8 protein-coding genes are annotated in these 12,987 nt (G+C 44.7%); all 8 read right to left on the bottom strand.

Features of this window, described 5'->3' with window-relative positions; genetic code table 11:
• Nucleotides 1–7: 7 nt before the first annotated feature.
• The 8 genes from HPC41_RS23900 to HPC41_RS23865 all read right to left on the bottom strand — a co-directional run bounded on the left by HPC41_RS23900 (nucleotide 8) and on the right by HPC41_RS23865 (nucleotide 12,980).
• Nucleotides 8–1,111, bottom strand: a complete 1,104-nt coding sequence (locus HPC41_RS23900) for an SGNH/GDSL hydrolase family protein (protein WP_172396606.1) — start codon at nucleotides 1,109–1,111, stop codon at nucleotides 8–10.
• Nucleotides 1,112–1,176: 65 nt separating this feature from the next.
• Nucleotides 1,177–2,574, bottom strand: a complete 1,398-nt coding sequence (locus HPC41_RS23895; protein ID WP_172396605.1) for a DUF5018 domain-containing protein — start codon at nucleotides 2,572–2,574, stop codon at nucleotides 1,177–1,179.
• 16 nt (nucleotides 2,575–2,590) lie between these two features.
• Nucleotides 2,591–4,174, bottom strand: a complete 1,584-nt coding sequence (locus HPC41_RS23890) for a RagB/SusD family nutrient uptake outer membrane protein (RefSeq protein ID WP_172396604.1) — start codon at nucleotides 4,172–4,174, stop codon at nucleotides 2,591–2,593.
• An 11-nt stretch (nucleotides 4,175–4,185) separates the two neighbouring features.
• Nucleotides 4,186–7,353 (bottom strand): SusC/RagA family TonB-linked outer membrane protein, encoded by a 3,168-nt coding sequence (locus HPC41_RS23885; protein WP_172396603.1) that lies wholly within the window; start codon nucleotides 7,351–7,353, stop codon nucleotides 4,186–4,188.
• A 161-nt stretch (nucleotides 7,354–7,514) separates the two neighbouring features.
• Entirely contained in the window at nucleotides 7,515–8,927 is a 1,413-nt protein-coding gene (locus HPC41_RS23880) for a DUF4434 domain-containing protein (RefSeq protein ID WP_216660868.1), read from the bottom strand.
• Between the two features lie 10 nt (nucleotides 8,928–8,937).
• Nucleotides 8,938–9,999 (bottom strand): glycerophosphodiester phosphodiesterase, encoded by a 1,062-nt coding sequence (locus HPC41_RS23875; RefSeq protein WP_172396602.1) that lies wholly within the window; start codon nucleotides 9,997–9,999, stop codon nucleotides 8,938–8,940.
• Complete coding sequence (locus HPC41_RS23870) at nucleotides 9,974–11,422, bottom strand: calcineurin-like phosphoesterase C-terminal domain-containing protein (protein ID WP_172396601.1); 1,449 nt, start codon at nucleotides 11,420–11,422, stop codon at nucleotides 9,974–9,976. The genes HPC41_RS23875 and HPC41_RS23870 overlap by 26 nt, the downstream gene beginning before the upstream one ends.
• Nucleotides 11,415–12,980 carry an ADP-ribosylglycohydrolase family protein gene (locus HPC41_RS23865; RefSeq protein WP_172396600.1) on the bottom strand — a complete coding sequence of 522 codons (1,566 nt, stop codon included), beginning with the start codon at nucleotides 12,978–12,980 and terminating at the stop codon, nucleotides 11,415–11,417. Before HPC41_RS23865 ends, HPC41_RS23870 begins: the two co-directional genes overlap by 8 nt.
• Nucleotides 12,981–12,987: the final 7 nt, after the last annotated feature.

The following is a 12,987-nucleotide window of genomic DNA, read 5'->3' as shown; positions in this document are numbered from 1 at the left end:
AATCACTTTATTTTATAACGCGGTCTTCCAGCGACCAGTCCATTACCGTAGCGATATAGGGCACCAAAAAAGTAGCCATCTTCTGCTGCCCACGTACGCCAGGGTGCCAAGCAGCTCCCATATCCGAATCATTATTCATAACGTTTTTTAAGGAGGCTGTATGGTGCAGATTGATGTCTCCAGCGCATTCTACAATTTCGGCAATGTACCTTTCAACCGGATCCGCTAAGCGAGATACGACACATAAAATTTTCACCTCGGGACCATATGCATTACGCAACTGTCGAATGATGCGGAGATACGCTTTTTCAAATGTTATTTGCGAAGGAATTGGTTGCGTAGAAAAATCGTTCGATCCCAGATTGATAATAACTAAATCAGGTTTGTACTGATCAAATTTATAGCGTGTGGATGAATCGCTATTCAAGGTATTCAACATGGCATCCTTCATCGTGTATCGGGAACTGGTTAACGAATCGCCATAGTTTCTAGCTGCACCACGTCCCGAATGTGCGATCAGGGCATAGTCTGTTTGAAAGTACCGCGCCAGTATACAGGCGTAGGTCTTGTCCGCATTTTCAGTTTCCACACTAAAGTCCTGCTCTCTGTTCGTTCCATCCGCGCCATATCCTACCGTAAAAGAGTCTCCGATGAATTCTATAAATCGACTTGGTCGAGGCAACGCACCATCGAGTGAAGACTTATTGCCGAGCATAAAACCTTTTATCGTCGTGCAACCGAACTCACCTTCCGAGCGTTTTTGTACACGTACGTGATGTGCCCTGTTACCTTCCAGGTTTGAAACGATCGTAATCACGGTATCCTTGCTATGGATCAGAAATGTCTTCTCTAGTCTACCATCAACGAAAACATTGTAATAACTTTCCCCTGTATCCGAAGCGCGCATAGCTACAGATTGTCCGGCCAACGCAAACTCAAAATAAGTTCCAACCCAATCAAAAGTCACTTCGCCAGATGCATTTGTAACCGTCCGTCCGACATAGTTAACACTTGCTGTGTTTGCTGGGAGCTGTCGCCCTTCTCTGTCCTGTGAAAAGCAGTTGCAAACGCATCCTAAAACAAAGAATAAAATTGCTGTTATTTTTTCCATCTTAAAAAAAGATTCGACACGTTATCCTTGAGGATAACGTGTCGAGTTTTGTTACTTTATGTAATTTACCTATTATAACTCATGTCGTAGGCCATCACACCGGCATACGCTTTATCATTTGTTGCCATGGTAGCGAAGATCGAAATCTTTTTACCCACCACGCGTACATCGATATCACCGTAGCGGTTGTAGTTTGTACCACCATAGGCATCCGATTCGAACAGCATAAAATCACGATAAAATGGAGAATCTGTCAGCAATATCATTTTGTTCGGGTCTGTAATATCATAAACCTTAATGTGTGTTGCATCCCAAGCGAAAAAACCTTGCGTAAGGACAGCCATGAACTGATTTCCTTCTACATTAAATACTTCGAAGTCTAAGATCTTATAATAATGGCTTGATGGGGCCATTTGAACGACATCCATTGTTGGTGTAAATTTAACAAAGCGACTTCCTTTTTCCCGGTTGGCATCTGAAGCCACGTAGTTACAGTATGTCAGGTAGTGATCCGAATTGGCATCCAAAGATTTACGCTGTACCGCTGCAAATGTCCATGGATCTGCCGCAGCATAGCGAATTACAGTTGGGCTTGAATTCACGACCACACCATTGTTAAACTCCCAATAATAAATCTGATTATTGACCGCTGGCGCTGTTGCATAAATATAAGCCTTGCCCTGTTTTAAATTACCGATGACAGAAATTTTACGTCCCAGCTCAGCTGGAGCTCCATCCGCAGCTGTATAGTTCAGGATAAGCTTGGGTTCACTATCCACATCTTCGTAGTAATACAACATCAATCCTGCCGAATAGATATTGTATCTGTTGACCACAAAGTGATCCGCGTCATCTGCGCTCACCTGCATGCAGAATGTTGTTGGCGCAGGGATAGTCTTCACATAGGTCCCGTCGCCGGCATTGTACACCCGCACCCCTACTGTTTCCCCAAGGCTGCCTCCCGAAAAATCGGCAACCAATAGTTGGTCTTTTACCACTGTCATTCCAGAGATATTGGTGCGAAGTATCCCCATTTTGTCAGCAGTATAGAACCAGCGTTTCTTGAATACTGTGCGTGGAAGGGTCGGCACAGCCTTGATAATATGGCGCTTGCTATTTCCATCACCATCAATTACCCGTACTTCAAGAGGATAGGTAAAGTCCATCACACCTGTCAGCGCCGGCTCCATGCGTGCATTATTTTCCAAGCTAGCTGTAGCTTTTAACTTTGAGATATCGATCGGCTCTTCCTCCGTTGTCGGTACTTCGACATAGATGGTATCCCCATCAGCATAAGGTCCAGTGGTTTTAGCCATGTACTCGGTAGTCTGTCCTGGAATGGCCAACATGAAATTTAACAATCCGCGATTAAATTCCGCATCTTTATGCAATTCCACTTTTTGGCAGGATAGCAAACTGAGGGTAGACAACAGCAGCAGTGTATATTTTAGATAATTTTTCATCGGTCTGTATCTTGGTTTATTTCCACTCATTAAATTGCTCTATATTAGGATTTCGTTGCAGTTCCGCTATTGGAATAGGGAAGCGATTGTATTTTTCTGGATAAACACGACTGCGTCCATTATCGGCATCCACCAATTCATAAGTCAAGTTTCCATTGGCCGCTTTGGTGATTTTAACACCTGTAGCATGTGTACCGTTCAATACACTAGGCGCCAGTCCCCATCGGCGAAGATCCCAAAAACGGTGTCCTTCAAACGCCAGCTCCACCATTCGTTCTCGGCGAATTAGGCTCAACAACTGCCCTGTATTTGTAGCCGTAAGATCCCTTGTAAAACCAGCGCGGCGGCGCACTTTGTTCAAAGCTTCTAGTCCCGCCGACAATTGCCCCTGTTCGGCCATGGCCTCGGCTTGGATCAACAGCACTTCAGCGTACCGCATGAAATAGAAAGTCAATTCCCCTCTTCCGAGATCCGTCAGTCTTTCATCAAAGAATTTACGCATATAGTAACCTGTTGAGGTTGTTCCACCGCCCACGGCATACCCTTCTTTCGATCCCACTACGGTTTCCAAGATACGTCCTTTCCAAGGAGCACCATTGTAGAGTATCGACGCATAGAAACGAGGTTCTCTCCCTTGGTACGGATTGGCTGCATGTACAGGGTTGTTCCAAGTAAAGTCCGTTCCGTCTGCCATCTGGTATTCCTTTACCAAATTTTCTGTGGGGCTAATCTGGGCATATCCACCATCCAACGGTGGACCAAAGAAATAGTCAAAAGAGTAAGTAAAATTAGGTGCCAAGAAACCGAACTCCAAAATACTCTCTTTATTTTCAGCTCCCTCGCTCCGGCGTTGGTTAAATAAAGCTTTGTAATCAGCATAAAGCTCATACAAGTTCAGTGCCTGCAAGGCGGTTACTGCATCAGAACTGGCTTTCCAACGTTTTGCATAGAGCATGGCACGCGCTTTAAGACCTAATGCTGCCCCCTTGGTTATCTTTCCCCTTTTTGCAGCCGGAACAGTCGCGGGCAGCTGCGCAGCAGCTTTATCCAGATCCGCAGCAATAAAATCCCATACTTCATCTGGCTTGCTGAGTGGGCGTCCGACCCCATCATTCAGGCCATCATACAAAATTACGCTAGCCCCGTATCGCTTTGCCAATTCAAAATACACGTAAGCCCTGAAAAACAAAACCTCTCCCTCTGCCCGTTGATAAAATTCTGTGGGCAGTCCTGCACCCTTTGTTTTCAACCCATCCAAAAATTCATTACAATGTCGGATCCAGGTGTATCCCCAAGGCCAGTTGTCGAGCGGATTAGCTCCCGGTGTGATCGTAGATGAACCTAAGATCAAAAGATTGACCTCATCATTCGGTGTATTCTTCTTTAGCAAGTCAGCGTAAGCATCCTGATTGACATGTGCAGAATAATAGGATTGTCCTATCAATGGATAAAACTTGTTTAGAGAAAGCTCCACATTGGCTTCACCGCTCCAGGCCACCCGTTCATCGTATACATCGGTAAGTTCCGGTTCTATCGAACAGCTTTGAAAACTCAGCATGGCGGTTAAGGCCAATATGCTATATTTATATATCAATTTCATCGTTGTACTAATTAAAAGGTAAGAGATAAGCCAAATTCATAAACGCGCTGTTGCGGATAATAACCTTGATTCACACTCGGCATTTCGGGATCCAGATAGGGCAAACTGCTCCATGTAACCAGGTTGCTACCCGAAACAAAACAGCGTACTTGTTGAATTTTGGCTTTATTCAACCAAGATGCCGGCAACGTGTAACCGATCTGCGCGGTTTTCAGACGTAGATAAGCGCCGTCTTTTATCCAGAAAGATGAGAATTTGCCGCCGCTCTGTGCCGACTGCGTACTCAAACGAGGGTATTTCGCATTTGTGTTCTCTGGTGTCCAGGCATTCTCCACTAAATATTTTGGCGAATTCCCATCCTGATAAAAAGGCATCGTATAGAAGGTATTATCATAGATTCCTGAATTGGTATAAAGACCTGACAAAGCGACATCCGAACGTGCTGCTCCCTGAAAGAAAGCACTGAAATCAAAACCTTTATAAGAGCCTCCCAAATTGAGCCCGAACATCATTTCTGGCAAATCATTCTTACCTATTACCGTCCAATCCTGATCGAACGTGATACGACCATCTCCGTTAAGATCTTTCAGTTTAATCTCTCCAACGCGGGTAGGGCCAAAAAGTGCACTGCGCTCAATTTCCTCTTCACTTTGAAAAAATCCATCTGCTACGAAACCATATTTCAGACCAATAGGTCTTCCGGTACGACGAAGATAATCGGGTACATTGGCATTTTCAGTTGTTTCGATAACCTTGCTGCGTGCAAAGCTTACATTTCCACGGATGTTGTAGTTAAAATCGCCGATATGGTTGCGATGCGATAGAATAAGCTCGAAGCCCCGGCTATCTACTATCCCCGAGTTGATATAGTTGGGAAAATATCCGCCAAATGATGGTGGATTTAGATTTGACTGACCCTGCAAGATGTCTTTGGTGACCCTATAAAATACATCGGCTTCCACGCCAAGAAGGCCTTTCCATAAGGTAGCTTCCAGACCACCATTATAAGTGGTGGTTGTTTCCCATTTTATATCAAAATTAGGTACCGTGGTGACATTAAGCGGTTTTCCTAACGTATTCCCGATGAGGACCACGGGATCAGCCCCGAGACTCATCGTCCGTAAGAACTGATAGTCTCCGATCCTGTCGTTTCCAAGTTTGCCAATCGATCCACGGATTTTTAAATCGTCTACCACGTCAAGCGCTTCTTTGAAAAAGGGTTCTTTGGAGATTCTCCAACCGGCAGATACGGCCGGAAAGATATCCCAGCGTGTATGGGCGGGGAGCATCGGCGACCCATCATAACGTCCCAACACTTCCAACAAGTATTTATCAGCGTAGTCGTAGTTGAAACGGAACGAATAGCCGGCTCTACTGAACATCCCATGCCCTCCTTTCACAAGATTATCAATAACTTCCTCACCAAAGTTCAAGTCCATAATGTCCGTGATCGGATAGCCACGGCGCCCGCCAGATAACGAGCTATTATCTGTGCGCATATATTCGTAGAGAAATAGCGCATTGACTGAATGTGCTCCAAACTTATTGGTATAGCTTATTGATGGTTGGATTGTCTTTTGCCATGAGTCGGTAAACCATTGGTTTAAATTTGCTACGCCTCCATTTGCATGCCGTGCAAAAGCTAATGCATACTGCCGGGTAGCATTGTTGTATACATCCAATTGATAAGGTAACAAATAGGCTTTACGCATCGTATATCCTTTATCAAAGGCGCCATTTACCTTCAACCGAAGGCCAGACACACCAGGCACTCCATACTCCAGGGAAAGATTACTTTGGAAACGGTTGGACCGTGTTGAGTTTTCGCCGGATAAATCTCTTGCAGCCAATGGATTCTGATTACCATTACCTGGATTCAGGCTTCCGACAGGAATGCCAGCAGCGTTGTAAGTAGGTAAAAACGGATAAGACATCATGGCCTGTGCAAACACTGAGGCATAACTATTGCCCAGACCAGCAGATAATCCCGGTTCCTTACCGATGTCATCCCGATAAGCAACATTTAGTGAAAGTTTGAGGTTATCAAGGATATCGGCATCGAAATTTATACGCCCGTTATACCGGTCGTAGGATGTACGATCGATGATACCATCTTGATTAAAAGCACCTGCAGATACAAAATAACGGTACCGGTCTGAGCCACCATTGAGAGTCAAGTTATTGGTCACAGTTGGAGCGTTGCTTTTAAAAAGCATACCAAACCAATCCGTATTGCCAAATATCCCTTGTGGGTCACCATTGGTGATGCGATCAATCTCATCTGTATTGAAACGACGCGATGCTTCAGCAACACCATCGAGTTCCTGTGCTTTATTGTAATATTTTACATAATCTGCAGCATTTAAAAACTCGGGAAAGGCGGTATTTTTACTTAGCGCATAAGATCCCTTGTAATTTAGGGTAGGTTTCTGTTGCTTTCCTTTTTTTGTTGTTACTAGGATTACGCCATTAGCGCCTCTCACACCGTATATAGCCGCTGACGCATCCTTTAAGACTGAGATCGCTTCTACCTCATCGGGATTGATCTGCGGAAACTCGCGTTCTATACCATCCACGATAATCAGTGGCGAGTTATTTCCCAGTGTATTATAGCCGCGCACCATGAGTGAAGCGCCATCGGATCCCGGTTGGCCGCTGCTTTGGCGGGTCACCAATCCCGGCAAACGTCCCTGCAGCATCGAAGAAAGATTGGCCGTCGGGGCTGTTTTCAATTCATCGCCGCTAATCTGCGCAATAGCTCCTGTAACACTCGCTTTTTTCATTTGCCCGTAGCCCACAATGATAATCTCATCCAATTGGGTATTATCCTCTTTCAGCAGAAACTCAATGGGCCCATTACCCACTGTGACTACAGTATCCTTTGAAACGTACCCAATCGCTGTTAGTAAAAGGCGTACCTTATTTCCATCGACTGGTAGCGAAAAGCGACCCGATAGGTCTGTCGCTGTATTGAGCTTCGTTGCTGTTTCGCGTATGCTCGCCCTTTCTAATGGCTGCCTGTTAGTGGCATTGCGAACGACACCTTCAAGTCGTGACTGTTGTGCATAGGATCTTGCGAGGGTACAAGAAACGAGGCACAGCACAAACAAGGAACGAGAGAATGTAAGGTCACGTCTCTGCCCCTTTCTGCTTGATTGCTTTTGTTTAAATGGCTTCATAAAAGTTTTTGGTTAGTAGTTGTAGTGGTATCGAATATTTTTTAATAAATATTTTTATAAAACGATACAATATTAAAATATTTTAAAATATAAAGTGAGATAAATAAATTCCTTTAAGAAAAATTCATCTGAAATTAACAACGCTGCCGCACCACCCCTTCCTAACGGGGCCGTTTGTCTTTTGATAGTCGCTCTTTCATTGTTTTTTCCAGATAGTGCTGATATGCCCTAAAGAGATCTAATGTGCGCTCTTCACCGATGCGGATAGACATTTTAGGATCGTTAAATACACCTGGAAATTGATAACAAAGTATTTTTTCGAAGTTTTGGAAAAGATTAAGGTCGCGGACAATCTCTTCCATGGGCCGCGGATAAAGCGATTGATCCTCATTAAACAAAAAGGTTTCCAAATCAAACCAAAGATGAGCTCCCGCTTGGTTGCATAGCGACTGCAACAGATCGGCAGCCTCTTTGCCCGTCAGGTCACCTTCGGGCATCCGCGCGAAGCCAAAGGGACAGAGAATATCCAGATTCTGTAGCAGTGCTGGATAAGCATCTAGCCCCACGGGTACCTGCATGCTATTAGTGGCCAGCATGACTGGCTTGGCAGGTGCAATTTGGTTGCAGTAGGCTTTGAATTCACGAAAGAAGTCAACAATCTCTTTTTTGCGCTGCATTCGCATCACTTCGCTATGCTCCCAATTATCTAAGTTACCTCCACTTTCTTCGGAAACATAGAAACCATAGAACGATGGATGATGTCCATATTTGTCCCACAGTTCTTTGGCCACTTTCTTATGCCAAAGCAGCGATTCTTTGGTAAAATCGAACCAAGCAAACATCCCCACACCTACAAAAACATGCATACCTTGCTTATCGGCCTCATCTAAAATGGCCTCCACGGGATCTTTTGCCGTGATCGGAACCCGCTCGGGATACAGTACAGATGGATAAAATGCCTTGCCTTTATAGGAATCTACCGTCGTCTCATGCTTGCCTACATATTCTTCATTTCGAAAGACTTCCTGAACAACAACAATATCCATTTTTAATTTGTGCATGGCGCGCACCATCTCACGCCACTGCTCACCGGTCATTTGTTTGATATCATTATTCCAGTGCTTACCTTCCGTTTCACTCCAATGATAGATGCCCGCCCATGCTCCATCAATAAGCCCGGTGGAACGTTTCTGGGAAGCGATAACTTCTATATCGCGAACTTTTCGATATTTTTTATTACCGTCCTTGACCACAAGGGTAATCTTTTGATTTCCCACCAAATTTTTTGTCGAGAGGATATGCTTGATTTCGTACGCTGTTTGGGGCATTACTTCCTTCTTTGAATAATGCAACAGGTCTTCGGGTCGTTCCTTCCCTAAGTAAACAGATAGTTCTACAATTTTAGCCATTCCTTCCTCATTTCTTAAACCAGCACGGATGTCGAGATCAACCTGATTAGTAATCGTCGTCGGTGGAATTAACGTAAGGGATATACCTTCCTGTGCAATCACAGCAAATGGTACCATGACAAGGATTAGCATCCAGGACAGCAAAAGTTTTCTCAGCTTATTCATAGTCTAAATTTTAGATTTTTTCATTGATTAGTTTTAACAGTAGCTCGGGTTCGTCAGTGGTAATCCAGTCTACTTCGCTATCGAGAAACTTGCGCAGCTCGTCTACGGTATTGACTGTCCACACATTGGTCCATAGACCTGCTTCCTTTGCGCGCTTTATCAATGTAGGGTCGTTCCTATACTGGTAGAAATCATAATCGAGTCCGGCGAGCCCATCTACTTTAAGTTCGTCGACAGTTTTGTTCCCGTATAGATAAGCCGTGCGAGCACTCGGATCACGTTTAACGATTTGGCAAAGTACAGCATAATCAAAACTAATATATTCGATATAGCCCTGTGCCTTAAGGCGGTGCACGACAGCTAAAACCGAATCCGCAAGCTCCAGGCTTCTACCCGTTGGCGAAGATTTTATCTCCAGGATCATTTTCGTTTTGTTCTGCTGTTTTGCCAGCTTGATGAATTCGATTAGCGTGGGTACAGGATCGCCCCCTTTCAGCGTTGATGTATAAAGCTCTTGTGCCGTAGATTCTTCTACAGCGAGACCGCCGATATGTGGATCATGAGACAGCACAACCTGTCGGTCCTTAGACAACCATACATCAAACTCAGAACCGGCACAACCCAGGGCGACGGCTTGTTGAAAAGAGCGGATGGAGTTCTGCATGACACCTTCTGCACGCCATGCCCCACGATGTGCGATTACTTTGTTGCGCAGGAATTCATCCTTCACCAGTTCCACTTCGTACCTTTTTTTGTCAAATTCTACCGTTATACCATACGCGCGGATACCATCATTTGCGGGCACCAGCTTCGACTTCCGAAGATAAATTTTCCCGTTTTTGTCCAAAATAAAAAGCTTTGCCGTATCACCGACAATCTTCATCCGCAGCTGGTTCAGCGACAACGGACCATGAATGGATGCGACATAAGCTCCCCTGCTATTAAGTGGGATTGTGTAATTGCTAAGCGAAATCAACGGTGTTTGAGCCAGCAGGATTGATGGCGATGTGATGCATAAAAGGATCACCAGGGCTATCAAGAACAAGCTATCTATCTTTTTTCTGTTGAACATATGTTTTGTATTTAATACCAAATCTATCCTCCACCAAAATCATCATTTCTGAATCTGGATTCAGTGGTTTCGCTGCAAACAAATGGTCTGTTGTTGTCGTCCAAATCCAATCGTAAGCGTATTTATCTTTATTTTTGACGATTTTCTCTCTTGTCTGCGGATCATGTCCGGTGAACTGCTGCATTTCCCCCGCATAAACACCGTCTTCATACCAGGAGACTCGCCAGGCATTATCATAATTCCATACCAAAGCTGTGAGCTCATTCGGGCGCTCTGGATTTTCACCTAGACCATATGCCCTGCATTGGATATTGTCAGGCAATCCGAGCGATTTATATCTCCAAGTGAGGCTGTCGCCTTTAGCCACATAAATGGAATAACCAACTGGTGTTCCATCCGCACAGGAATTTTTCTCTTGCCAAAAGATGCCCGAAATCGAGGCTTGGTTATGCTCCATAATACAGGGCGCAGGCTGAAAATGGTCGTGTAAATGAGTATGTCCAGACAATATATGCACCTTATAGTCCTTCAACATCGTATACAGATGTTCAACATTAACGACTTGTTGCTTTCGCTCTATTTTTCGAAAATCCTTACTAGCCGTCGGAATATGGAACATCATGACGATCGTACTACCTTTGGGCACTTTTCGAAGATCCAGCCTGAGCCAACGAAACTGCTCTTCACAGATATACCCTACATACTCGCCACCGCGCCCCAAATAGAAAACATCGTCGAGCACAATGTAATGCATGGAACCGCGATCAAATGCATAGTAACGTGGGCCAAAATTTTCTTCGTATAACATACTTGCCGTCGTATTTGAACGTTGGTCTGTACGTAGATCATGGTTACCTTTGCTAAAGAAGTAGTACATATTTGCCAATTCAAATGCCTGTTTCACTCCAACAAAGAGGTCTGGCCTATCACCCACCATATCGCCCACCACCATTCCATGCACGGGAATATTGCGCAAAGCGCTATCCTTGTAGTTTTTTATATCTGCTGCAAACAGCGCACAACGTTGCACATCAGCAGCGTTATATACCTGCGGATCGCCCAATACGAAAAATGCATGCGTTGAATCAATTCCTATAGGTTCCAAAACGAAATTGAAAGCATCTGTTGTCCCCTCTTTGGGCAATGGGATATAAAAATTACCCCCGTTATTTTTTGCGGACATCTCAAAGCCAGCAGGAACCGTGATATAGACAAAACGGGCCAAAGGTGAAGGAATGATACGATAGTGTCCCCGATGGTCAGAAAAGACGATTTTATATCCATCAGTAACGGCCACTTTTGCTACCGGCTGGCCGTCGACCTGTCGCACCTGTCCCTGCACTTCCAATCCCCTTGCATAACATGCTGTTGATAGGCAGATCATCGACAGTAACGCCGTAAACAAAAGTGTTATTTTAATCATGATGGTATGGGATTAGCGTTTGCGGATGAGATGCATAAACCAAGTAGTCGGTGACGTAGAGCTGATACCCCGGTTCTTCCATCAATAGTTTTATTTCTACCCGATGCTTTTTATCGGGCATTTGATACCTCCAACATAATTCCGGACGACGCATATTCGCATTGGAAAAAAGACTTGCCGTTTCTACTAATTGACCATCGATATACAAGCCCACCTGTACCGCATTATCGCTCACCGTATTATCTACTTTTTGCAAGTGCCCACTGAGAACCACACCGCAACCCTCGAAATTAAATTGATAGCTTTGGGGAAAAGATTTCGCAACCTTTACACGCGCTTTGGGGTAATGACCGGCGAAGTTTTCTTCGAAAGGCACTTGCACTGTTTTTTGGTACGGGATGGTTACGCGATTTTTGCCCACCACACCACCTGCCTTAACGATGCTTGCCAGTGCAAGCTCCACATTGACACGATATACATCATTGAGGGAATAGTTACTATAACTAAAGGGCACATCCTCTGCTTTTTTTAGTGGGTCTATCCAAGTGCTCGGTATTTGACTATATCCCAGCATGGTACCGAGTATACCACAAGCTGTCGCGGGATTGCAGTCCGAATCTTGCCCCGCTCTGGTCGCGATATCCATGGTATGAAAAAAATCACCATTACCGTAAAGTAATGCCATGACAACATAAGCGGCATTAAGTTTTGCATCGATATTCAGCGGGTGAAAAACAAAGTTTGGACAGCCGTGATCTTCCGACCATTTCTTCTGGATCTGCCACCAAGTCTCTTTCCAATCAGACGGTTCCTGGGCGTACCATGCCAACACATCACGTATACATTGGTAGAATTTACTTTGCGGCGGCAACACCTGCAGCGCCTCTTCGATCAGGGGCTTCACTTCATTCACCCGAAATGCTTGAGCATATAGATGTGCAACGAAGAGCCCGCCGTAATACCCATCACCGGAGGCGATCATTTTACCGGTCTTTTCACAGATGGCCGTAACAGCCTCCGGCATAGCCGGGTTGATCAGGCCTGCAAAATCAGCTTCAATCTGAAAATCGATATCGTCAGCATGTGGATTGTTCAACCAATGTCCGGATTTATCTGGCGGAATGCCGTTATTGAGATTATATCGTGCTACCTGGTTTGCATGCCAAAGTTCATACTCTTTCTTTGCGAAAGCATGTGCAAGGGAATCTACCGGAGCATCTAGTCCCAATCGATGCAGTACTTCCATAAAGGTAAGGTCCACATACACATCGTCAAATAATCCAGGAAACTCGCGCATGGCGCGATTTACATAATCATCTTCCCAGTGAATACGCTCGTAATCCTGCATGAACGTACCTTGATAGAGAAATTCTGTAGGCCAACCATAGGTTACACCAATTGTTTGACCAGCCCATCCGCCCTTTATTTTATCTTCCAATACCGCTTTTTCCAACGATAGGGCTAAAGGTTGTTTTTTAGCTCCTTGTGCAAAAGCGCATACAGGGATATAGCAAAAGAGCGAAAGTTTTAACGAAAGTAACAAAACTGACTTTATCATAATTGGT

It is taken from the genome of Sphingobacterium prati (assembly GCF_013167215.1).
In the GTDB taxonomy this organism is placed as follows: domain Bacteria; phylum Bacteroidota; class Bacteroidia; order Sphingobacteriales; family Sphingobacteriaceae; genus Sphingobacterium; species Sphingobacterium prati.
The sequence above is the reverse complement of the archived record's forward strand: the minus strand, read 5'-3'. Positions and strand labels throughout refer to the sequence as shown.